The organism is Buttiauxella sp. AC142, from assembly GCF_979253435.1.
Window position 1 is genome coordinate 2,254,095 of sequence record NZ_CEEDCH010000001.1, and the last position, 22,374, is coordinate 2,276,468.

Here is a 22,374-nt window from a genome sequence, read left to right on the forward strand (position 1 = left end):
TGGCAAAATAGCCAATAGGAATTTAACAAGCCAGAAAGCTGGCAGGTATCACGCGAGTCAATACTTCGTGAGCCAATAAGAGTACCTGGAGAATCACATGCAGCTTAAACGTGTGGCAGAAGCCAAACTGCCTACCCCATGGGGCGATTTCCTGATGGTGGGTTTTGAAGAACTGGCAACCGGGCAAGATCACGTTGCACTGGTTTTTGGTGACATTACTGGAAATGATTCTGTTCTGGCGCGTGTACATTCAGAGTGTCTGACGGGCGACGCCCTTTTCAGCCTGCGCTGCGACTGTGGTTTCCAGCTTGAAGCAGCTCTGGCTCAAATTGCTGAACAAGGTCGCGGTGTGTTGCTGTATCACCGCCAGGAAGGTCGCAACATCGGCCTGCTGAATAAAATTCGCGCCTACGCGTTGCAGGATAAAGGCTACGACACCGTTGAAGCGAACCACCAACTCGGTTTTGCTGCCGATGAACGCGACTTCACGCTGTGCGCGGACATGTTTAAATTATTGGGTATCGATGCGGTACGCTTGCTGACCAACAACCCACGCAAGGTTGAGATTCTTTCTGAGGCAGGAATTAACATCACTGAGCGAGTGCCACTTATTGTGGGTCGCAACCCGAAGAACGCGCATTATCTGGATACCAAAGCGGCTAAAATGGGCCATTTACTGTCCAAAGAATAAGCCGTTTTCTCCCCCATCGCTGGGGGAGAATTTTACTACTTCAGCATGTTACGAATCACGTAATGCAAAATCCCATCATTTTTGAAGTACGTCAGTTCATTACTGGTATCAATGCGGCAGCGACACTCAACCACCTCTTTTCTACCATCGGCAAAGGTTAATGACACCGGCACCGTAGTCCCTGGCACCAGTTCGTTCAGGCCAGTAATATCGATAAACTCCTCGCCCGTCAGCCCCAACGTTTTACGCGTCACGCCCTGCGGAAACTCCAGCGGAAGAATCCCCATACCAATCAGGTTGGAACGGTGAATTCGCTCGAAGGACTCGGCGATAACGACCCGCACACCCAGCAACCGTGGCCCTTTTGCCGCCCAGTCACGACTTGAACCGGAGCCATATTCTTTACCGGCAAACACGGCCAGTGGGATCCCTTTATCGCGGTATTTCATTGCCGCATCATAAATTGAGATCACCTCATCGCCCGGTAACAATCGCGTCATGCCCCCTTCAACTCCCGGCACCATTTCATTGCGAATGCGAATATTGGCAAACGTGCCGCGCATCATCACTTCATGGTTGCCGCGTCGTGAGCCATAAGAGTTAAAATCTTTACGCTCAACGCCATGGTTTTGCAGATAGCGCCCAGCCGGACTGTCTGGCTTGATGCTACCGGCAGGTGAAATATGGTCTGTGGTCACCGAGTCGCCGAGGATCGCCAAAACGCGCGCACCATGAATCTCCGGTACGGGTTTTGGTGTGGCTTCCATATCATCAAAGAATGGCGACAGGCGAATGTAGGTAGAATCGCTTTGCCAGCCGTAAGTATTTGAACGGTCCACCTCGATGCTTTGCCATTCAGGTGTCCCCAGGAAGACTTCGGCATATTCTTTGTGGAACATTTCCGTTGTCACCTGTGCGACCGCACGAGCTATTTCCTGGCTGGTCGGCCAAATATCTTTGAGATAAACCGGCTCGCCTTTGAGGTCATGACCAAGTGGGTCGGTGGTCAGATTAATATTCATGTTCCCAGCCAGAGCATAAGCCACCACCAGTGGAGGGGATGCGAGCCAGTTGGTTTTCACCAATGGATGAATTCGCCCTTCAAAGTTACGGTTCCCCGAAAGCACGGCCCCCACGGTCAAATCGCCCTTCTTGATTGCTTGTTCAATAGGGTCCGGTAATGGGCCAGAGTTCCCGATGCACGTGGTACAACCGTATCCCACCAGATTAAAACCTAATTCATCGAGATAAGGTGTCAATCGGGCCTTCGCCAGGTAATCCGAAACCACTTTTGAGCCAGGCGCCAGCGACGCTTTTACCCAAGGCTGGCGTTTTAAACCTAAAGTCACCGCTTTCTTAGCCAGCAACCCTGCCGCCATCAGAACACTGGGGTTTGAGGTGTTAGTGCAAGAAGTAATCGCAGAAATGACCACCGCGCCATCAGGCAACTGGTATTCGCGCCCACCCATGGTGTAATTCACCGGCGCACGGTCTTTGTGAGAGGAGTTGAGTTCGAGTTCATTGCTGGCGTTGAAGGCTTTCGGGACATCGCCCAACGCAACGCGATCCTGCGGACGTTTTGGCCCCGCCAGGCTTGCTTCAACTTCATTCATATCCAGCGCCAGAGTGCTGGTAAATACCGGTTCATCGCCGGTATTTCGCCACATCCCCTGGGCTTTGGAATACGCCTCAACCAATGCTATCTGCTCTTCGCTGCGTCCACTCAGACGCATATAATCCAGCGTCACAGCGTCAATCGGGAAGAAACCGCAGGTGGCACCATATTCAGGAGCCATGTTGGCAATTGTTGCGCGATCGGCCAGGGGTAAAGTGTCCAGCCCGTCGCCGTAGAATTCAACGAACTTGCCCACAACGCCGTGTTTGCGTAGCATTTGCGTAACGGTCAAAACCAGGTCTGTCGCGGTAATGCCTTCGCGCAATTTACCGTCAAGTTTAAAGCCGACCACATCCGGAATAAGCATTGAAACCGGCTGGCCGAGCATGGCCGCTTCGGCTTCAATCCCCCCTACGCCCCAGCCCAAAACTCCGAGACCGTTGATCATGGTGGTATGGGAGTCAGTCCCCACCAGCGTGTCAGGATAAGCCACCAGCTCATCCCCCTGCATTTCACTCCACACGGCTTTACCGAGATATTCCAGGTTAACCTGGTGACAAATACCGGTTCCCGGTGGCACAACGCTGAAGCGACTGAAAGCTTGCTGCCCCCAACGCAGGAAGACATAGCGCTCATGGTTGCGCTCCATTTCGAGGCGCACGTTCTCCTCAAATGCATCATCGTCGCCAAAGTGATCGACAGTCACCGAGTGGTCAATGACCAGGTCCACAGGGGAAAGCGGGTTAACTTTGGCCACATCGCCACCGAGGCGTTTAACCGCTTCACGCATGGCGGCTAAGTCAACCACCGCCGGGACACCGGTGAAATCTTGCATCAGTACGCGAGCTGGGCGATAAGCAATTTCACGGTCCGCATGAGCGTCTTTCAGCCAGGCGGCCAGCGCGTGAATGTCATCTTGAGTGACAGAATCTTCATCCTGCCAGCGCAGCAGGTTTTCAAGCAAAACTTTTAACGACTTGGGTAACCGGGTGATATCCCCAAGTTCTTTTGCGGCCAGCGGCAAGCTGTAATAGTGATAGGTTTTATTCAGCGCCTGTAAAGTGTCCTTACTGGCTTCTCGTAGGGTTAACGACATAGCTCCTCCATAAATTTCTTAGGATAGCGGTATCCCGGATGAAGATCAGGGACAGTATTAAAGATAACACAAAGATGTCGTAACGATTTGATAACAACCCAAATTGATAAATCGAGAAGTGTAAAGGGAGAGGAGGAGTGAATCAGCGCCCCGGCAGAGAACCAGGGCACAATCAAGAAAGTGTTACTGAGTCAGCATCCAAACCATTTGCGCCCAAAAGGCTAACGAAACAGTAAATGCGGTAAACCATGACCAGTACTTGACGCTACAGTGAGTATTCATAAGCCGCTCTCTTTATTTTAGTAAACACTGTGACTGAATAATTAATCAGTCGATTTGAATATTGCTGTGTGTAGTGATTACTTAAAGAGTGTGCTCTTAATCACGCTTAATTATAAAGTGTGACTGACAGCAAGTTAAATAAAGGTAAATGAGAATTATATTTATTGTTTAATATGTTCGTCTGTTGAAAACAGATCGATAAAGTCTTTTTGTTGTTGCGTCAGTTTCCATGACTCAGGCACCTGAACTTTTCCAGGTTTCGCTTCTTGTTGTGGTTTGTCATCTTTCTGACGCACCGTTTTCTGTGGTTGTGTTTGAGCAAAGGAAGTCATTGTTACCCCCAAAAATGCCAGGCTGCCACTGCAACGACAAGCCAGAACAGACCTGATACCAAAAACACCGCCATCCAGGCTTTACGTTTTAGCCCTGTTTCCCTCTGCGGTTCTTCACTTCCTGAAGGCATTGCTAACCTCATACAATCGGCACCACTTATCATAAAATCTTAAACAATCGGTATAATTAATCGCCTGATGGGATTAATCCTAAAGAAACTCTAGTACAAAAGCCAGCGAAATTGCTTCCCGAATGCAGGAAAAGATTTAATCTTTTGACCTGAAATAAATAATTGAAACAATAAATTTGCAGGGTAGTTAATTATTATCTACGTTTGTCTCTTAATTGAGACAGATTAACCACTTAAAAAGTATGGGTAATAAAGATTTGAGGGATATTTAAAACTGGAAGGGATGAATCATATTCTTTAATGCAAAGAGAAGAGGTATCTTTCCTGGGAGAAAAGATACCTTCAGATATTATTTAGCCGGTAATTTAATATCTTTAAACATGGCTTCAATATCTTCGTTTGAACGCAAAGCAACGGCGGTATCGACAACATCACGCGTCAGGTGCGGCGCAAAACGCTGAATAAAATCATACATGTAACTGCGCAAGAAAGTGCTGCGGCGGAAACCTATTTTCGTGGTGCTGTGGCTGAAAACGCCCTGCGCTTCAATACGCACCAGGTCCGGGTCAGAAACCGGATCAACCGCCATACTGGCAATAACCCCCACACCTAAGCCCAAACGCACGTAGGTTTTAATCACATCGGCGTCTGTTGCCGTGAAGACAATTCGCGGAGTTAAACCGGCACGGTTAAATGCAGTGTCTAATTCGGAACGCCCGGTGAAACCGAAGGTGTAGGTGACTAACGGATATTGAGCCAACTCTTCGATGGAAACCGACTCTTTCGATGCCAGCGGGTGATCCGGCGTCACCACAATCGAACGGTTCCAGTGGTAGCACGGCAGCATCACTAAATCATCGTAGAGATGCAGAGCTTCAGTCGCGATAGCAAAATCCGCATTACCCTTGGATACCGCTTCAGCAATCTGCGTAGGCGACCCCTGATGCATGTGAAGGGAAACGCGTGGATAGCGCTCGATAAACCCTTTAATCACATTTGGCAGCGCGTAACGCGCCTGCGTATGGGTCGTCGCAACATACAATGAACCTTTGTCCGGCCAGGTATGCTCACCCGCCACGGACTTAATGGCTTCAACTTTTGACAATACTTCGCGGGCAATACGGATAATCTCCTGCCCCGCAGGCGTTACCTGAGTCAGGTGTTTGCCGCTACGTGCAAAGATCTGAATCCCCAGTTCGTCTTCCAACATACGAACTTGTTTACTGATCCCCGGCTGAGAAGTGTAAAGCCCTTCGGCCGTCGACGAGACGTTGAGGTTGTGATTTACCACCTCTACGATATAACGAAGTTGCTGTAGTTTCATGGCGTTCCATCCGCAGTAAAAACAGCCCCGACACGTGCGGTGGCAGGGATTCAGACAAGGTGAAATTCTCTCGGATCACTATATCACTTATACTATCTATGTATAGTTAGAAAGAAAAAATAATAATCAGGTTATATAAAAGGATATAAAAAAGCCGGAGCATCGGCCCCGGCTTTTGCGTCAGAAGGCTAGTTACTTCTTACCTTCAACCCACTTACCATCAACAAAGAATGCTGACCAGCCAGTCGCTTTGCCTTCTTTTTCAGAAGAAACATACTGTTGCTTAGTCTTACGGCTAAAGCGAACGACCGCTTTGTTGCCGTCTGCATCTTGCTGTGGTGCGTCGGCCAGATAACGCAGCTTTTCTGGCAGGCGGTCGCGGAAGCGATAAAGCTCTTCGACCAGCGGCGCACGTGTTTCACGCGATTTAGGGAAAGTGTTTGCCGCAAGGAAAACACCCGCCGCGCCATCACGCAGAACAAAGTAAGCGTCGGACTTCTCGCAAGGCAACTCAGGCAATGGAACCGGATCTTCCTTCGGAGGTGCCACTTCGCCATTACGCAGGATCTTACGCGTATTTTTGCAATCGTCATTGGTACAAGCCATGTACTTACCGAAACGCCCCATTTTCAGGTGCATTTCAGAACCACATTTCTCACACTCAACGATTGGGCCGTCATAACCCTTGATGCGGAATTCGCCCTCTTCGATTTCGTAACCATCACACGTCGGGTTATTACCACAGACGTGAAGTTTACGTTTCGGATCGATGAGGTAGCTGTCCATCGCAGTGCCACACTTCACGCAACGACGCTTCGCACGCAGGGCGTTAGTTTCCGCGTCATCGCCTTCCAGCACGTTGAGAACTTCGTTTTCCGGCACCAGGTTGATGGTGGTTTTGCAGCGTTCTTTCGGCGGCAGTGCATAACCAGAACAACCCAGGAACACACCAGTGCTGGCAGTACGAATACCCATTTCACGACCACAGGTCGGGCAATCAATACTGGTCAGAACCATCTGGTTTGGACGCATACCGCCTTCTTCCGGATCCAGTTCAGCTTTACCAAGCTGTTCGCTGAAGTCGCTAAAGAAGTTATCCAGCACCCCTTTCCACTCGGCCTGATTATTGGCCACCTGGTCAAGGCTGCTTTCCATCTGCGCCGTGAAATCGTAGTTCATCAGCTCACGGAAGTTTTCTTCCAGGCGGTCAGTAACAATTTCACCCATCTTTTCAGCGTAGAAGCGGCGGTTCTCTACACGCACATAGCCACGATCCTGGATGGTGGAAATGATTGACGCGTAAGTAGACGGGCGGCCAATGCCACGCTTTTCCAACTCTTTAACCAACGAAGCTTCGCTAAAGCGAGCCGGTGGTTTTGTAAAGTGCTGCCCAGGAATAACTTCAACCAGCGCGAGCTCATCACCCTGTTCAACGGCGGGTAAAGTACGGTCTTCATCGCCTTTGCGCAGTGCAGGCATGACTTTAGTCCAGCCATCAAAACGCAGCGTACGGCCACGCGTTTTAAGGCGGAAGTCACCTGCTTGCACCGTCAAAGTGGTGGAATCGTATTGCGCTGGTGTCATCTGACACGCCACAAACTGGCGCCAGATCAACTGGTAAAGTTTCTGCGCGTCAGCTTCCATATCTTTAAGCGACTCAGCAACGACACTCACATCAGAAGGACGAATCGCTTCGTGCGCTTCCTGAGAGTTTTCTTTGCTGGAGTACTGATTCGCGGCTTCCGGGAGATATTTCTTACCGAAACTCTCTTCGATATACCCACGAACCATACTCACCGCATCCTGGCTCAAGTTGGTTGAGTCAGTACGCATGTAAGTGATATGACCCGCTTCATACAGACGCTGCGCCATCATCATGGTTTTCTTCACACCAAAACCAAGACGGGTGCTTGCAGCCTGTTGCAACGTGGAGGTGATAAACGGCGCACCAGGTTTGCTGCTGGTCGGTTTATCTTCACGCTCAAGCACGGTGTAACGCGCTTTTTCCAACTCGCTAACCGCAGACATTGTCTGCTCGCGGTTAACCGGGCGGAACGGCTTGTCTTTATGGTGGCTGACCTGAACCGGCAAACTATCGCCTTTCGGCGTTGTCAGGTTCGCGTCAACTTCCCAGTACTCTTCCGGTACGAACGCTTTAATTTCACGTTCACGGTCAACAACCAGACGCACAGCAACGGACTGTACGCGGCCAGCAGAAAGACCACGGGCAATTTTTTTCCACAGCAGCGGAGACACCATGTAACCCACAACGCGGTCCATAAAACGACGCGCCTGCTGTGCGTTAACACGGTCAATATTCAATTCGCCCGGCTTTTCGAAGGCCTGTTGAATTGCATTTTTTGTGATCTCGTTAAACACAACGCGGCTGTAACGCGTTTCATCCCCACCGATAACTTCCCGCAGGTGCCATGCAATGGCTTCCCCTTCGCGGTCAAGGTCGGTTGCGAGATAGATATGGTCTGCTTTTTCAGCCAGTGACTTCAGTTCTGAAACCACTTTTTCCTTACCAGGCAGCACTTCGTACTGTGCTTCCCAGTTGTGCCATGGATCGACACCCATACGATTTACGAGCGCGCCGCGTTCATCCTTTTTGACCTTTTTGGTCCCTTTGGTGGAGGCGGAGTCAGCGCTCTTCTTGGTGGTTGATCCACTGGTCGGCAAATCACGGATATGACCGACGCTGGACTTAACCACGTAGTCATTACCGAGATATTTGTTGATCGTTTTGGCTTTTGCCGGGGACTCAACGATGACGAGAGCTTTACCCATATTCACCTTTACCTAATGTAATTCTTCCAGGAGACGTCGCACACTAATCACACCTTCCACTGGCGACGCGCTTTTTTATATTGCGGCAGCGTCAATGGATATCAACTCTTTTTTCATCCACCGGCTGATTAGCGAACATTCGCAGGTGATTGAGATAACGAGTCTTTCGCACCGGTGACATAGCACGACGGAACTTTGGTTGAATGTCAAGCAATTCCGTTGCCAGATTTGCGAAAGCGTCACACTCTACCTGATAAAATGAGTTACGCAACTTTATTAGCATGCAACCCGGATTCCTGCCAGCACAGTAAACTGATTAAATCACCTTAGGTTTACAGGGAGATATTGCCCTTTGCAGTATAGCGGAAGTACACTAGCGCCAGTTTTTAAAGGAGGAAATCATGCTACCAACCACTCAACCTATCGATAAACAGTCGCTACTCGTTGAAGCCAATAAAGTGATCCGTGCTCATGAAGATTTCATGCATGGAATGGAAGCAACGGACGTTGAACAAAAAAACGGGGTGCTGGTATTCAAAGGTGAATACTTCCTTGATGAGCAAGGCTTACCTACCGGGAAAAGCACCGCAGTATTTAATATGTTCAAGCATCTTGCGCATGTGTTTGCAGAGAAATATCACCTGCAAGACTAAGTAAAAAAACGAGGCCAAATGGCCTCGTTTCTACTTTCACCTCAAATCTGATTACAACAGTGGTTTTTCACCACGCTGCCACCAGCGCAACAACAGATTATCTAAACTGTTAGCCGCGCTACCGGTGAAACGATCCATCATTTTTTTGCGGCGCGTGTAGTGCACATTAATCACATCGTGATTTTTCATCAGGCCAATCAGCAGGTCGTCGCTGGTGCTTACCGCATCAATCAAACCTTTTTCCAGTGCCTGCGTGCCGTACCAGTGCTCGCCCGTTGCAACAGAATCAATATCCAGTGATGGACGCATGTCATGCACAAACTGCTTAAATAGCAGATGTGTTTCATTCAGGTCTTCACGGAATTTTTCACGCCCCTGCTCGGTGTTCTCACCAAACAAAGTCAGGGTACGTTTGTACTGACCGGCCGTATGCAGTTCAACATCAATATCATTGCGTTTCAGCAAGCGGTGGAAGTTAGGCACCTGAGCCACCACGCCAATCGAACCAATAATAGAAAACGGAGCGGCAACGATTTTATCTGCCACGCACGCCATCATATAACCCCCGCTGGCCGCGACTTTATCGACAGCAACCGTCAGGCGCACTTTGCTCTCACGCAAACGCTGCAACTGCGACGCTGCCAGCCCATAACCATGCACCACACCGCCAGGGCTTTCCAGACGGAGTAAAACCTCATCTTCGGGTTTGACTACCGCCAGCACGGCTGTGATTTCTTCACGTAAAGAAGTGACTTCATGCGCATCCATACTTCCTTTAAAATCCAGAACATAAAGCGTCGGTTTGTCAGAAATAACCGTTTCGCCACGTTTAGCACGCGCTTTGGCTTGTTTAGCTTCCAGCTTATGTTTTTTCTTTTGGGTTTTATGCCAGAGTTTCTGCTGATGACCATCAAGTCTTGCGACCTGCATTTCTTCCTGCATTTCCTGGTATTGTTCACTTAAATTGGTGAGACGTAATTCCCCGCGTTGGTGTCTTTTACGCCCGGCAACATTCACGATTATTGTGACAAGAATGCCAATAGCCGCAACGACCGTGACGATTTTCGCCAAAAAAAGCCCATAGTTTGCAATCAAATCCACGCTTTCCGCCTTCCATTCAGGACATTAAATATCTTCTGCTCAGTGTAACCGAGCGGTGATTCCGCGTCTGCAAGCAACTATAAATGCTGCGAGCCTGCTTCCTGAACGTTTTTAATAAAATGAAATTTTTGCAAAATGTTAATCAAAGGTATTGTCTCCTGTTGCCTGATTGAAATAACAAGCCCTTTCAGGCATAAAGCGTAAAGCCCATGCATACCCAGGTATTTCTGAGAATCAAGACGTGAGCGACACATCACGCGAGGAGTTGAATGTGCACTATCAACCGAAGACCGACTTACTGCAAAACCGCATCATTTTAGTCACCGGGGCCAGCGATGGCATCGGTCGAGAAGCCGCACTAACTTACGCCAGATACGGTGCCAGCGTCATATTACTGGGTCGTAACGAAGAAAAACTGCGCAGCGTTGCCCATGAACTACAGACCCGCTACGGCAGCCTTCCCCACTGGTTTATTCTCGATTTTGCCACGGCGACACCTGATGACTGCCAGAGTCTGGCACACAAGCTTTCAGGGTTAATTCCTCGCCTGGATGGCGTCCTGCATAATGCCGGGATCCTCGGTGATATTCGGCCAATGGACGAGCAAGATCCGCAAACGTGGCAGGCTGTGATGCAGGTCAATGTGAATGTGACTTTCTTCCTGACACAGGCTTTGCTTCCTTTATTACTCAAATCAGACTCAGGCTCACTGGTGTTCACCAGTTCGAGTGTTGGTCGTCAGGGCCGCGCGGGCTGGGGTGCCTATGCGGTATCAAAATTCGCGACTGAGGGCATGATGCAGGTGCTCGCAGAAGAGTATAAGCAGCATAATTTACGCGTTAATTGTATTAACCCTGGCGGAACGCGAACTGCTATGCGCGCAAGTGCATTCCCGACCGAAGACCCCGAAAAACTGAAAACGCCACGAGATTTAATGCCGCTCTATCTTTGGCTAATGGGCGATGACAGCCGCCGCAAAACAGGCATGAGCTTTGATGCTCAACCCAATCGTAAACCAGGAATTTCCGAATGAGTGAAGATCGTTACCAGCAGCGCCAACAGCGCCAGAAAGAAAAAGTGGATGCCCGCGTCGCAGCAGCGCAAGAAGAACGCGGGATTGTGATTGTCTTTACCGGAAACGGTAAAGGTAAAACGACAGCCGCTTTCGGCACCGCCACACGCGCAGTCGGGCACGGCAAAAAAGTCGGTGTTATCCAATTCATCAAAGGCCAATGGCCGAACGGGGAACGCAATTTACTGGAGCCATTAGGCGTGGAATTTCAGGTGATGGCGACCGGTTTTACCTGGGATACACAAAACCGCGAAACGGATACCGCAGCCTGCGTGGAAGTGTGGGAGCATGCAAAGCGTATGTTGGCAGACAGCTCACTGGATATGGTTATTCTCGACGAAATCACCTACATGGTGGCCTATGACTATTTACCGCTGGAAGAGGTGCTGACGGCCCTGACACAGCGTCCAGAGAGCCAGACGGTGATTATTACCGGACGTGGATGTCATCGGGATATTCTTGAAATCGCAGATACCGTCAGCGAGTTACGGCCTGTGAAGCACGCGTTTGATGCGGGTGTTAAAGCGCAAATCGGCATTGATTATTAAGCATTAAAAAACCCCTCAACTGAGGGGTTTGTATTTTAGCTGCTGCGACCACCGCGACGACCGCCGCCACCCGTGGTTTGCGTATGGCGTTTAACCGCACGGCGAATCTGATTCGCTTTCATACGACGACGGTCTTTTTCAACCGCCACTTTGCTTTCTGTCTCTTCAGGCAGTTCTACCAATTTACGCAGGTAGTTAGTTTGCCCCAGATCGAGTTCAGTATAACCGCCACGCGGCAGGCCTTTCGGCAACTGGATGTCACCGTAACGCACACGAATCAGACGACTAACCTGCACACCAACCGCTTCCCACAGGCGACGCACTTCACGGTTGCGGCCTTCGGTCAGAGTCACGTTGTACCACTGGTTAATGCCTTCGCCACCGGTAAATTTGATGGTTTTGAATGCCGCTGGGCCATCTTCAAGCTGCACGCCACGACCCAACTGTTTCACTTTGTCGTCGTCAATTTCGCCAAATACACGCACCGCGTATTCACGCTCAACTTCACGGCTTGGGTGCATCAGGCGGTTTGCCAGCTCACCATCAGTGGTGAAAAGCAGTAAACCACAGGTATTCACATCCAGACGACCGACCGCAATCCAACGCGCACCGCGCAGTTTTGGTAAACGGTCAAATACGGTTGGACGCCCTTCAGGGTCATTACGCGTACATAATTCGCCTTCTGGCTTGTAGTAAGCCAACACGCGGCAAATTTGTTCAGCAGATTCTTTAATAGAAATCAGGTGACCATCAATACGGATTTTCAGCGCATGTGTCACTTCAACACGGTCGCCTAATTTGGCAATTTTGCCATCCACACTGACACGGCCTGCGGAGATAATTGTTTCAATCTCACGACGGGAACCATGACCAGCACGGGCTAAAACTTTTTGTAACTTTTCGCTCTTATCGCTCATTGAGCTTCCTCGGGTGTCGCCTTCACAGGCGTCGAATTGGGGTAATGGGGCCTGATAGCCCCATTTTAGGCCGGACAGTATAGCCGCAGACGAACTTATAAGAAAGGTTTTGCATCGCCCGCGCCTTCGCGGATAACAACCGGTGAATCGTCGGTCAAATCCACCACCGTTGTCGGTTGCTGGCCGAGGTAACCGCCGTGAATCACTAAATCGACAACTTTCTCGAGTCTGTCTTTAATCTCTTCCGGGTCAGACTCGGTAAATTCACTTCCTGGCAGCATCAGCGACGTCGATAGCATCGGCTCGTTCAGCACTTCGAGCAGTGCCAGCGCAATCGGGTTAGAAGGCACGCGCAGACCAATAGTTTTGCGCTTTTCCTGCAACAAACGGCGCGGGACTTCTTTCGTGCCTTTGAGAATAAACGTGTAATTGCCCGGCGTATTATTTTTGATTAAGCGAAACGCCACGTTATCGACAAATGCGTAGGTCGAAAGCTCCGACAGATCGCGACACATCAGGGTGAAATTGTGCCCGTCAGGTAACTGGCGAATACGGCAAATGCGCTCCATCGCCGACTTATCTTCCAGTTTACACCCCAGCGCATAACCCGAATCGGTGGGATAAACAATGACGCCGCCTTTGCGAACAATTTCTACCGCCTGGTTAATCAGGCGCTGTTGCGGGTTATCTGGATGAATATAGAAAAATTGACTCATACTGCCCTCTCTTTTTCGCTATAACTTTTCTCCCAATTCTGCCAGACCGGCTCGACGCCACCGGGCAGCCAGAGCTTGCGCCCAAGCTCAATCCACGCACACGGCATATGGAAATCTGAGCCTTGCGACGCCAGCAAATTAAACTGTTTTGCATAGCTGGCAAGCTGGGTACGCTCATTTGGGGCTTGCTGACACTGGGCGACTTCCATGGCATCGCCACCACTTTCGGCAAACTGCGCCAGCAATCTTTTTAGCCATTTAGCGGTCAGGTCATACCGGCCTGGATGCGCCAGAACCGCTTGCCCACCAGAATGATGAATGACATCAATAGCTTGTTCTATTGTACACCACTGTGGGGGAACGTAACCGGTTTTCCCTTTTGCAAGATATTTCTTAAACACATCGGCCATGGTGTTGGCTTTCCCGCACTCCACCAGATAACGCGCGAAATGACCACGGGTGACTTCTCCGCCGTTGGCATGGCGCATTGCGCCTTCCAGCGCACCAGGGATATGGGCTTTTTCAAGCCGTTCTGCGATCAAGGCCGCACGTTGAACACGGCGCTCGCTTTGCTGCGCTAAAAATTCTGTCAGAACGGGATGATGTTCATCAACACCCAATCCAACGATATGGATTTCATGATTTTCCCAGACGGTGGAAATCTCCACACCGCTGATCACGCGCAGGGGCAGTTGCAGGCGTGATACCGCTTCCCTTGCAGCGCCAATTCCGGCTACTGTGTCATGGTCAGTGATTGCCAGAATACCCACTCGCATTTCTACTGCACGCTTCACCAGCGCTTCGGGCGTTAACAAGCCATCTGACGCGGTGGTATGGCTATGTAAGTCGTAAATCACCGCTAGTGTGGGTTCGCTCAAAATGGCTCCGGGTGTGTTAATAAAAAGAAAACGCCGCTCATAATAACGATATTCGGCAATAACTAAAAATCGCTATTGACTTTGATTCATCGAACTAGTTAACTAGTACGCAAGTTCACACGAGAAAGGTATCTGAAAATGAAAGCGAACATCCTCATGCATAGCGGGTGGCGTACTTCCTGATAACGGGCAGTGTAATCGCTATGGCTGAAATTCAGCCCAGATACCAGGCCCGCCCAGAGCGGGCTTTTTTTTGAACAAAATATGAGAGCAGAAAATGCAAACACAAAAACCAGCGCTCGAATTACTCATCGGTGACGCGCCATATCGTGATAACCCAACAGCGGTTTTCCACCAGCTATGCGGCGCGCGCCCTGCGACCTTGTTGCTCGAATCAGCCGATATCGACAGCAAAGATGATTTAAAAAGCCTGCTGTTAGTTGACAGCGCGCTACGGATTACCGCTTTAGGTGACACCGTCACGATTCAAGCTCTATCTGAGAACGGTGCTTCATTACTCCCTTTGCTTGATGCAGCACTTCCTGCTGGAGTTGAGAACCAACATTCTCCGCAAGGCCGTGTCCTGCGCTTCCCGGCGGTGAGTTCCCTGCTGGATGAAGATGCGCGTCTGTGTTCGCTGTCGGTATTTGATGCCTTCCGCATCATGCAGGAACTGGTCACAGTGCCGGAAAACGAACGCGAGGCGATGTTCTTCGGCGGTTTGTTTGCCTACGACCTGGTCGCTGGATTTGAAGACTTGCCTGCTCTCAAGCAAGACAACAACTGCCCTGATTACTGTTTCTATTTAGCTGAAACGCTGCTGGTCATTGACCATCAGAAAAAACATACCCGTATCCAGGCGAGCCTGTTCACTCCGTCAGCTTCAGAAAAACAGCGTTTAATTCAGCGCACGGCGCAATTGAGCAAGCAAATGCAGCAAGAGCCTTCTGCGCTGCCGGTGCAAAAAGTGGAACGCATGACCTGCGAGTGCAACCAGAGCGATGAAGAATTTGGCGATGTGGTGCGCAAAATGCAAAAAGCGATCCGCATCGGTGAGATTTTCCAGGTCGTGCCATCGCGTCGCTTCTCACTCCCTTGCCCTTCTCCACTGGCTGCGTACCAGACGCTGAAAAAGAGCAACCCAAGCCCGTATATGTTCTTTATGCAGGACAATGATTTCACCTTATTTGGCGCATCCCCGGAAAGCTCGTTGAAATACGACGCGGATTCCCGCCAGATTGAAATCTACCCGATTGCCGGAACTCGCCCACGCGGTCGCCGCGCAGATGGAACGCTGGATCGTGACCTCGACAGCCGCATAGAGCTGGAAATGCGTACTGACCATAAAGAGATGTCCGAGCATTTAATGCTGGTAGATCTCGCCCGTAACGACCTGGCACGCATTTGCACTCCTGGCACCCGTTACGTTGCCGACCTGACGAAAGTCGACCGTTATTCGTTTGTGATGCACCTGGTTTCCCGTGTTGTAGGCGAGCTGCATAAAGATCTCGATGTGCTGCATGCTTACCGCGCCTGCATGAATATGGGCACGTTGAGCGGTGCGCCAAAAGTTCGTGCGATGCAGTTGATTGCCAAAGCCGAAGGCGTGCGCCGTGGCAGTTACGGCGGCGCGGTCGGTTACTTCACCGCGCACGGTGATTTAGACACCTGCATCGTTATCCGCTCTGCCTACGTTGAAAACGGTATTGCCACCGTTCAGGCAGGCGCTGGCGTGGTGCTGGACTCCGTCCCGCAGTCCGAAGCCGATGAAACCCGCAATAAAGCCCGCGCTGTACTGCGCGCCATTGCCACCGCGCATCACGCACAGGAGATTTTCTGATGGCTGACATTCTGCTGCTCGATAACATCGACTCGTTCACTTATAACCTGGCCGATCAGTTGCGTGCCAACGGACACAATGTCGTTATCTATCGCAACCATGTTCCGGCGCAAACGTTAATTGAACGTCTGGAAACCATGGATAACCCGGTGTTGATGCTTTCCCCAGGCCCTGGCGCGCCAAGTGAAGCAGGCTGTATGCCAGAGTTACTGACTCGCCTGCGCGGCAAATTGCCGATTATCGGTATCTGCCTCGGCCACCAGGCGATTGTTGAAGCCTACGGCGGGTACGTTGGCCAGGCGGGTGAAATCCTGCATGGCAAAGCCTCGATTATTTCTCATGATGGCGAAGCGATGTTTGCCGGTCTGCCAAATCCGCTGCCAGTTGCCCGTTATCATTCATTGGTTGGCAGCAACATTCCGGCAGGCTTGACGATTAACGCCCATTTCGATGGCATGGTGATGGCGGTTCGCCACGACGCTGACCGCGTATGTGGTTTCCAGTTCCACCCTGAATCCATCCTGACTACCCACGGCGCGCGTCTGCTCGAACAAACGCTCGACTGGGCGCTGTTGAAGTTAAAACAAGCCAACACGCTGCAACCGATTCTCGACAAACTGTATAAAGCGCAAACCCTGAGCCGGGAAGAGAGCCACCAGCTGTTCGCTGCGATTGTGCGCGGCGAGCTGAAGCCAGAACAACTGGCCGCTGCGCTGGTAAGTATGAAAGTGCGCGGTGAGCATCCAAACGAAATTGCCGGGGCGGCAACAGCGATGCTTGAAGCGGCAGCGCCATTCCCAAGCCCGGACTACCCGTTTGCCGATATCGTTGGCACTGGGGGTGACGGCAGTAACAGCATCAATATTTCAACCGCCAGTGCCTTTGTGGCAGCAGCAGTGGGCATGAAAGTTGCCAAACACGGCAACCGCAGCGTTTCCAGTAAATCAGGTTCGTCAGACTTACTGGCCGCTTTTGGTATTAACCTGGAAATGAGTGCTGACGCATCGCGCAAAGCGCTGGATGATTTAGGAGTCTGTTTCCTGTTCGCGCCGAAATACCACACCGGTTTCCGCCACGCGATGCCTGTGCGCCAGCAGTTAAAAACACGCACATTGTTTAACGTACTCGGGCCGCTGATTAACCCGGCTCACCCGCAAATGGCGCTGATTGGTGTTTATAGCGCGGAACTGGTGCTGCCAATTGCCGAAACCCTGCGCGTATTGGGATACAAACGTGCGGCGGTAGTACACAGCGGTGGAATGGACGAAGTTTCTCTGCATGCCACCACGCAAGTGGCAGAACTGAACGAAGGCGAGATTAAAAGTTACCAGCTTGAAGCCACCGATTTCGGCCTGCCCGCCTATCACCAGGACGAGCTTGCAGGCGGCACACCGGAAGAAAACCGTGACATTCTCACCCGCCTGTTACAAGGTAAAGGAGAGACGGCTCATGAGTCTGCGGTAGCGGCAAACGTCGCCATGTTAATGCGTCTTCACGGGCAAGAAGATCTCAAAGCAAACGCACAACGAGTGCTGGAAGTACTGCGCAGCGGTGCTGCGTATGACCGGGTAACAGCGCTGGCAGGAAGAGGATAAGTCATGCAGGAAACCGTATTAAAGAAGATCGTCATTGATAAGGCGATATGGGTTGAAGCACGCAAGCAACAACAACCCCTGGCAAGTTTCCAGAACAACATTGTACCGGCGACACGTAATTTTTATCACGCACTGCAAGGTGCCCGAACCGCTTTCATTCTGGAGTGCAAAAAAGCCTCTCCATCCAAAGGCGTGATTCGTGATGATTTTGACCCGGCGCGTATTGCAAACGTTTATAAACACTACGCTTCTGCGATTTCAGTCTTAACCGATGAAAAGTATTTTCAGGGCAGTTTTGATTTCCTGCCGATCGTAAGTGACATTGTCACGCAGCCAGTGCTGTGCAAAGACTTTATTATCGACTCGTATCAGATTCATCTGGCGCGTTTTTACCAGGCCGATGCCTGTCTGCTGATGCTTTCTGTGCTTGATGATGAGCAATATCGCCAGCTCGCGGCGGTCGCGCACAGCCTGAATATGGGCGTATTGACTGAAGTCAGTAACGAAGAAGAGCTGGAGCGAGCCATCGTTCTGGGTGCAAAAGTCGTCGGTATCAATAACCGCGACCTGCGTGATTTGTCGATTGATTTGAACCGTACGCGCCAGTTAGCGCCGCGTTTAGGTCACGGCGTGACGGTGATTAGTGAGTCAGGCATCAGCAACTACGGCCAGATTCGTGAACTGAGCCATTTTGCCAACGGCTTCCTGATTGGCTCCGCCTTAATGGGCGAAGACGATCTCAATGCTGCGGTTCGTCGCGTCACCTTAGGGAACAATAAAGTCTGTGGACTGACGCGGGCGCAAGATGCTCGCGCCGCCTATGAAGCCGGTGCCATTTATGGCGGTCTGATTTTTGTTCCTTCATCACCCCGCTTTGTCAGCGATGAAACCGCTGCAACGGTTATCGCCGCTGCACCGCTGAAATACGCAGGGGTTTTCCGCAATACGCCGCTCTCGGAAGTGCTGCAAAAAGTGGAGAAGTTCTCGCTCAATGCCGTTCAACTGCATGGCGATGAAGACCAGGCCTATATCGACGAACTGCGCGTTGCCCTTCCTGAAAATGTACAAATCTGGAAAGCGCTGAGCGTGAAAGACACTTTGCCAGCCCGTGATTTAAACCACGTTGATAACTACCTGTTCGACAACGGCCAGGGCGGTAGCGGGCAACGGTTTGATTGGTCACTCCTTGCAGGACAGAATCTGGACAACGTGATTCTGGCTGGCGGACTGGGTGCAGATAATTGCATTGAAGCAGCGAAAACGGGCTGCATCGGTTTAGATTTCAACTCAGGTGTCGAAAGCGCGCCGGGTATTAAAGATGCTAACAAGCTGGCTGCCGTCTTCCAGACGCTGCGGGCTTACTAAGGAAAATATCATGACTTTACTTAATCCCTATTTTGGTGAGTTCGGTGGCATGTACGTGCCGCAAATCCTGATGCCAGCACTGCGTCAACTGGAAGAAGCCTTTGTTGCTGCGCAAAGTGATGCAGATTTTCAGGCTGAATTTAACGATTTACTGAAGAACTACGCAGGCCGTCCAACGGCGCTGACTAAATGTCGCAACCTGACGGCTGGCACCAAAACCACACTGTATTTAAAGCGTGAAGATTTGCTGCACGGTGGCGCACACAAAACAAACCAGGTTCTCGGCCAGGCTCTGCTTGCTAAAAGAATGGGCAAGACCGAAATCATTGCGGAAACCGGGGCCGGGCAACACGGTGTGGCTTCTGCCTTAGCCAGCGCCCTGCTCGGCCTGAAATGCCGTATTTACATGGGTGCTAAAGACGTTGAGCGCCAGTCGCCGAACGTGTTCCGTATGCGTCTGATGGGTGCGGAAGTCATTCCGGTACACAGCGGTTCTGCGACGCTGAAAGATGCGTGTAACGAAGCGTTGCGCGACTGGTCTGGCAGCTACGACACCGCTCACTATATGCTCGGCACCGCAGCAGGCCCGCACCCGTTCCCGACTATCGTGCGTGAATTCCAGCGCATGATTGGCGAAGAGACAAAAGCACAAATTCTTGAAAAAGAAGGCCGTCTCCCTGATGCGGTTATCGCCTGTGTCGGCGGTGGTTCAAACGCCATTGGTATGTTTGCTGATTTCATCAATGACGCTAAAGTCGGTCTGATTGGCGTGGAGCCTGCCGGACATGGTATTGAAAGCGGTGAACACGGCGCGCCACTTAAGCATGGTCGTGTGGGCATCTATTTCGGTATGAAATCGCCGATGATGCAAACCGACGAAGGTCAGATTGAAGAATCTTATTCAATTTCTGCCGGTCTGGACTTCCCTTCTGTCGGGCCGCAACACGCGCACCTGAACAGTATCGGTCGTGCCGATTATGTTTCGATTACCGATGACGAAGCACTCGAAGCCTTCAAAACGCTGTGCCGTAGCGAAGGGATAATCCCGGCGCTGGAGTCTTCCCACGCGCTGGCTCACGCACTGAAAATGATCAAAGAGAATCCGGAAAAAGAACAACTGTTGGTGGTGAACCTCTCTGGCCGTGGTGACAAAGACATCTTCACCGTTCACGACATTTTGAAAGCACGAGGGGAAATCTAATGGAACGTTATCAACACGCTTTTGAGCAGTTACAGGCACGTAAAGAAGGCGCTTTTGTTCCCTTCGTCACGCTGGGCGATCCGTCACCTGAGCAGTCGCTGAAAATTATCGACACGCTGATTGAAGCCGGGGCCGATGCGCTGGAATTAGGCATCCCGTTCTCTGACCCGTTGGCCGATGGCCCAACCATTCAGAATGCGGCACTGCGTGCATTTGCCGCAGGGGTAACGCCAACGCAGTGTTTCGAAATGCTGGCCGTGATTCGCCAGAAGCACCCGACGATTCCAATCGGCCTGCTGATGTACGCCAACCTGGTTTATAACCGTGGCATTGATGAGTTCTACGCGCTGTGCGCCAAAGTCGGTGTGGATTCAGTGCTGATTGCTGATGTGCCAATTGAAGAGTCTGCGCCATTCCGCCAGGCGGCAATGCGCCACAACGTCGCGCCTATCTTCATTTGTCCGCCAAATGCTGATGATGCGCTGCTGCGTGAAATCGCCACCCATGGCCGTGGTTACACTTACCTGCTTTCTCGTGCCGGTGTCACGGGTGCAGAAACGCGTGCACAGTTGCCGCTTCATCATCTGGTCGAAAAGTTAGCGGAATTTGGTGCCGCACCTTCACTGCAAGGCTTTGGGATTTCCGAGCCTTCGCAGGTTAAGGATGCAATTGACGCCGGTGCTGCGGGCGCAATTTCTGGCTCTGCGATCGTGAAGATTATTGAGAAAAACCTGGATAAACCCGATGTGATGCTCAGTGAGCTAAAAGCGTTTGTGCAGAGTTTGAAAGCTGCGACTCTCTCCGCGTAAGTCACATAAGGCCGGAGCAATTCCGGCCTTTTCTTCACAATACATCCCGCCATGAAATAATTTCAAGAAGATACATTCATCGTACAAATGTAAAGTTAGATAGATTTAGATCAATTTTTGTAAGCGCACCTGAATCTAATCTGGGCATCTTTTCATTCCCTGGATTATTTTCATGCGTAATACTCTGATTTTGATAGCTATTGCAACCACACTTGTTGGGTGTGTTAAAACTGCCCCTATGCGTCATTCTTACCACTACGCCACACATCAATCCTCTGAGCTTAACGGCAACCTGGTCAGCAGACCTGATGCGACAGCTCGTCTGAATCTCCATGTTTTCGAAGAACTATATAATTCCGGCAAAGTCGATCGTGCCGCAGGCATCAGCGAAGAAACCGCATTGCAAAAGGCGGAACTGATCAAAACTGCGAACCTGGGAGCTAAGCAGAAAAAGTCCTTCTCTAATGCGCCACAGGCCGCCTCTAGCATCGAACCTGGCGAAGCAAAGGATGTCATGTTATGGGCAGAAGAGTTACGCGAAACCTATCTTGATGGATATCATGGTGTTCAGTGACACATGGGGCGGAGATCATTCATGAGGATTAATACGCAGGAATGATTCGCGAACAATAAAAAAGCTGGCCGAGTAATGACCAGCTTTTGTGAAGGACATTTAGAAGCGATAACCCGCTGAGAACATAAACACCCACGGATCGATACGCGTATTAATGTTCTGCTGCTCGCCAGCGGCTTTAAACTTCACTTCGGTGTCGATATCCATATACCAGACCGACATATTCAACAGCCAGTTTGGGTTAATCATATAATCCAGCCCCACCTGACCTGCCGCGCCCCATGAATCCTTCACGCTGAGATCGGTTAAACCTGCATTTTTGCCGGTCTGGTTAAAATCAGTATCGAAGAAAGTGGTGTAGTTAATCCCCACGCCAACATACGGGCGCACTTTGCTTTTCGAATTACCAAAGTACCACTGCGCCATTAATGTCGGTGGCAATTGGCTCACCGTTGCCAGGTTTCCTGTCGGGCCTAAACCTACGTGATGACGGAACGGTGTCGCAGCCAAAAGCTCGATACCGATGTTATCCGTCACCATATAATCGAATGTCAGTCCCAGTTGAGTATTGTTACTGATGTTAAAGCCGCCCATGCCAAGCACATTGTCAGAACCTTCCGTAGGTCGCACGGTGGCTGAACCCGCACGCATGAAGAACTCACCTTGTTGGTGCGCTAACACCTCGCCCGACAAACAGCTTAATGCAAGTAACGCCACAGATAATTTTTTCATAGCCCTCTCCTTGTTATGGTTTTATAAGCGGGCTGAATATACTCACTTTTGGGTACAAAGTGATCTAACCACGATCACACTTCGCTGGCTAATTTAACATTTAATGATCTGG

At 50.7% G+C, this 22,374-nt stretch carries 21 protein-coding genes and 1 other annotated feature; of the genes, 10 read left to right on the top strand and 11 right to left on the bottom strand.

All coding sequences use genetic code 11. The annotated features are described in order from the left end of the window. Positions 1-97 precede the first annotated feature (97 nt). Positions 98-691 carry a GTP cyclohydrolase II gene (ribA, locus tag AC0IWZ_RS10360; RefSeq protein ID WP_034495662.1) on the top strand — a complete coding sequence of 198 codons (594 nt, stop codon included), beginning with the start codon at positions 98-100 and terminating at the stop codon, positions 689-691. 35 nt (positions 692-726) lie between these two features. Here the strand turns inward: ribA and acnA are convergent, their stop codons facing one another. From acnA to topA, 6 genes are all read right to left on the bottom strand, one after another. Beyond that, complete coding sequence (gene acnA / locus AC0IWZ_RS10365) at positions 727-3,402, bottom strand: aconitate hydratase AcnA (protein ID WP_471677392.1); 2,676 nt, start codon at positions 3,400-3,402, stop codon at positions 727-729. Between the two features lie 183 nt (positions 3,403-3,585). After that, entirely contained in the window at positions 3,586-3,684 is a 99-nt protein-coding gene (ymiC, locus tag AC0IWZ_RS10370) for a small membrane protein YmiC (RefSeq protein ID WP_273693565.1), read from the bottom strand. A 161-nt stretch (positions 3,685-3,845) separates the two neighbouring features. Continuing rightward, complete coding sequence (locus tag AC0IWZ_RS10375) at positions 3,846-4,016, bottom strand: hypothetical protein (protein WP_471677391.1); 171 nt, start codon at positions 4,014-4,016, stop codon at positions 3,846-3,848. A 2-nt stretch (positions 4,017-4,018) separates the two neighbouring features. Continuing rightward, positions 4,019-4,180 carry a YmiA family putative membrane protein gene (locus AC0IWZ_RS10380; protein ID WP_115628448.1) on the bottom strand — a complete coding sequence of 54 codons (162 nt, stop codon included), beginning with the start codon at positions 4,178-4,180 and terminating at the stop codon, positions 4,019-4,021. Positions 4,181-4,496: 316 nt separating this feature from the next. After that, on the bottom strand, positions 4,497-5,471 hold the full coding sequence (gene cysB, locus AC0IWZ_RS10385; protein WP_034495664.1) for an HTH-type transcriptional regulator CysB: 975 nt from the start codon (positions 5,469-5,471) through the stop codon (positions 4,497-4,499). 192 nt (positions 5,472-5,663) lie between these two features. Beyond that, positions 5,664-8,261: a type I DNA topoisomerase gene (gene topA / locus AC0IWZ_RS10390; RefSeq protein ID WP_034495665.1), complete on the bottom strand. Its 2,598-nt coding sequence runs from the start codon at positions 8,259-8,261 to the stop codon at positions 5,664-5,666. A gap of 401 nt (positions 8,262-8,662) precedes the next feature. Here topA and AC0IWZ_RS10395 point away from each other — a divergent pair, with 401 nt between their 5' ends. Next, on the top strand, positions 8,663-8,914 hold the full coding sequence (locus AC0IWZ_RS10395) for a YciN family protein (protein WP_034495667.1): 252 nt from the start codon (positions 8,663-8,665) through the stop codon (positions 8,912-8,914). A 51-nt stretch (positions 8,915-8,965) separates the two neighbouring features. Here the strand turns inward: AC0IWZ_RS10395 and sohB are convergent, their stop codons facing one another. Beyond that, complete coding sequence (gene sohB, locus AC0IWZ_RS10400) at positions 8,966-10,015, bottom strand: protease SohB (protein ID WP_034495668.1); 1,050 nt, start codon at positions 10,013-10,015, stop codon at positions 8,966-8,968. A 271-nt stretch (positions 10,016-10,286) separates the two neighbouring features. Between sohB and AC0IWZ_RS10405 the strand changes: the two genes are divergently transcribed. Together AC0IWZ_RS10405 and cobO are read left to right on the top strand one after the other, a co-directional pair. Further along, entirely contained in the window at positions 10,287-11,048 is a 762-nt protein-coding gene (locus AC0IWZ_RS10405; RefSeq protein WP_034495669.1) for a YciK family oxidoreductase, read from the top strand. Beyond that, positions 11,045-11,635, top strand: a complete 591-nt coding sequence (gene cobO / locus AC0IWZ_RS10410; RefSeq protein WP_034495671.1) for a cob(I)yrinic acid a,c-diamide adenosyltransferase — start codon at positions 11,045-11,047, stop codon at positions 11,633-11,635. The genes AC0IWZ_RS10405 and cobO overlap by 4 nt, the downstream gene beginning before the upstream one ends. Before the next feature lie 35 nt (positions 11,636-11,670). Here cobO and rluB read toward each other — a convergent pair whose 3' ends face one another. The 3 genes from rluB to rnm form a co-directional block, all read right to left on the bottom strand. Next, complete coding sequence (rluB, locus tag AC0IWZ_RS10415) at positions 11,671-12,552, bottom strand: 23S rRNA pseudouridine(2605) synthase RluB (RefSeq protein ID WP_034495672.1); 882 nt, start codon at positions 12,550-12,552, stop codon at positions 11,671-11,673. A 95-nt stretch (positions 12,553-12,647) separates the two neighbouring features. Continuing rightward, on the bottom strand, positions 12,648-13,268 hold the full coding sequence (locus AC0IWZ_RS10420; RefSeq protein WP_034495673.1) for an L-threonylcarbamoyladenylate synthase: 621 nt from the start codon (positions 13,266-13,268) through the stop codon (positions 12,648-12,650). Continuing rightward, a complete protein-coding gene (rnm, locus tag AC0IWZ_RS10425; protein ID WP_471679065.1) occupies positions 13,265-14,167 on the bottom strand; it encodes an RNase RNM in 903 nt (300 codons plus the stop codon). Before rnm ends, AC0IWZ_RS10420 begins: the two co-directional genes overlap by 4 nt. A gap of 138 nt (positions 14,168-14,305) precedes the next feature. Continuing rightward, positions 14,306-14,401: a sequence feature (Trp leader region), on the top strand. Positions 14,402-14,423: 22 nt separating this feature from the next. Here rnm and AC0IWZ_RS10430 point away from each other — a divergent pair. The 6 genes from AC0IWZ_RS10430 to AC0IWZ_RS10455 all read left to right on the top strand — a co-directional run bounded on the left by AC0IWZ_RS10430 (position 14,424) and on the right by AC0IWZ_RS10455 (position 21,530). After that, a complete protein-coding gene (locus tag AC0IWZ_RS10430) occupies positions 14,424-15,986 on the top strand; it encodes an anthranilate synthase component 1 (RefSeq protein WP_471677390.1) in 1,563 nt (520 codons plus the stop codon). Then, on the top strand, positions 15,986-17,581 hold the full coding sequence (gene trpD, locus AC0IWZ_RS10435) for a bifunctional anthranilate synthase glutamate amidotransferase component TrpG/anthranilate phosphoribosyltransferase TrpD (protein WP_471677389.1): 1,596 nt from the start codon (positions 15,986-15,988) through the stop codon (positions 17,579-17,581). Before AC0IWZ_RS10430 ends, trpD begins: the two co-directional genes overlap by 1 nt. 3 nt (positions 17,582-17,584) lie before the next feature. Beyond that, complete coding sequence (gene trpCF, locus AC0IWZ_RS10440; RefSeq protein WP_410372887.1) at positions 17,585-18,946, top strand: bifunctional indole-3-glycerol-phosphate synthase TrpC/phosphoribosylanthranilate isomerase TrpF; 1,362 nt, start codon at positions 17,585-17,587, stop codon at positions 18,944-18,946. A 7-nt stretch (positions 18,947-18,953) separates the two neighbouring features. Beyond that, the gene (gene trpB, locus AC0IWZ_RS10445; protein ID WP_034495717.1) at positions 18,954-20,147 is read left to right on the top strand and encodes a tryptophan synthase subunit beta; all 1,194 of its coding nucleotides are present in this window, start codon (positions 18,954-18,956) and stop codon (positions 20,145-20,147) included. Next, on the top strand, positions 20,147-20,956 hold the full coding sequence (gene trpA, locus AC0IWZ_RS10450; protein ID WP_034495679.1) for a tryptophan synthase subunit alpha: 810 nt from the start codon (positions 20,147-20,149) through the stop codon (positions 20,954-20,956). The genes trpB and trpA overlap by 1 nt, the downstream gene beginning before the upstream one ends. A 172-nt stretch (positions 20,957-21,128) precedes the next feature. Continuing rightward, positions 21,129-21,530 (top strand): Exc2 family lipoprotein, encoded by a 402-nt coding sequence (locus tag AC0IWZ_RS10455; protein ID WP_471677388.1) that lies wholly within the window; start codon positions 21,129-21,131, stop codon positions 21,528-21,530. Between the two features lie 99 nt (positions 21,531-21,629). Here the strand turns inward: AC0IWZ_RS10455 and ompW are convergent, their stop codons facing one another. Beyond that, complete coding sequence (ompW, locus tag AC0IWZ_RS10460; RefSeq protein WP_471677387.1) at positions 21,630-22,262, bottom strand: outer membrane protein OmpW; 633 nt, start codon at positions 22,260-22,262, stop codon at positions 21,630-21,632. Positions 22,263-22,374: the final 112 nt, after the last annotated feature.

Bases quoted from the DNA above. Each gene is read 5' to 3' on its own strand.
- ribA (WP_034495662.1), top strand. From the start codon at position 98: ATGCAGCTTAAACGTGTGGCAGAAGCCAAACTGCCTACCCCATGGGGC.
- acnA (WP_471677392.1), bottom strand. From the start codon at position 3,402: ATGTCGTTAACCCTACGAGAAGCCAGTAAGGACACTTTACAGGCGCTG.
- ymiC (WP_273693565.1), bottom strand. From the start codon at position 3,684: ATGAATACTCACTGTAGCGTCAAGTACTGGTCATGGTTTACCGCATTT.
- AC0IWZ_RS10375 (WP_471677391.1), bottom strand. From the start codon at position 4,016: ATGACTTCCTTTGCTCAAACACAACCACAGAAAACGGTGCGTCAGAAA.
- AC0IWZ_RS10380 (WP_115628448.1), bottom strand. From the start codon at position 4,180: ATGATAAGTGGTGCCGATTGTATGAGGTTAGCAATGCCTTCAGGAAGT.
- cysB (WP_034495664.1), bottom strand. From the start codon at position 5,471: ATGAAACTACAGCAACTTCGTTATATCGTAGAGGTGGTAAATCACAAC.
- topA (WP_034495665.1), bottom strand. From the start codon at position 8,261: ATGGGTAAAGCTCTCGTCATCGTTGAGTCCCCGGCAAAAGCCAAAACG.
- AC0IWZ_RS10395 (WP_034495667.1), top strand. From the start codon at position 8,663: ATGCTACCAACCACTCAACCTATCGATAAACAGTCGCTACTCGTTGAA.
- cobO (WP_034495671.1), top strand. From the start codon at position 11,045: ATGAGTGAAGATCGTTACCAGCAGCGCCAACAGCGCCAGAAAGAAAAA.
- rluB (WP_034495672.1), bottom strand. From the start codon at position 12,552: ATGAGCGATAAGAGCGAAAAGTTACAAAAAGTTTTAGCCCGTGCTGGT.
- AC0IWZ_RS10420 (WP_034495673.1), bottom strand. From the start codon at position 13,268: ATGAGTCAATTTTTCTATATTCATCCAGATAACCCGCAACAGCGCCTG.
- AC0IWZ_RS10430 (WP_471677390.1), top strand. From the start codon at position 14,424: ATGCAAACACAAAAACCAGCGCTCGAATTACTCATCGGTGACGCGCCA.
- trpD (WP_471677389.1), top strand. From the start codon at position 15,986: ATGGCTGACATTCTGCTGCTCGATAACATCGACTCGTTCACTTATAAC.
- trpCF (WP_410372887.1), top strand. From the start codon at position 17,585: ATGCAGGAAACCGTATTAAAGAAGATCGTCATTGATAAGGCGATATGG.
- trpA (WP_034495679.1), top strand. From the start codon at position 20,147: ATGGAACGTTATCAACACGCTTTTGAGCAGTTACAGGCACGTAAAGAA.
- AC0IWZ_RS10455 (WP_471677388.1), top strand. From the start codon at position 21,129: ATGCGTAATACTCTGATTTTGATAGCTATTGCAACCACACTTGTTGGG.
- ompW (WP_471677387.1), bottom strand. From the start codon at position 22,262: ATGAAAAAATTATCTGTGGCGTTACTTGCATTAAGCTGTTTGTCGGGC.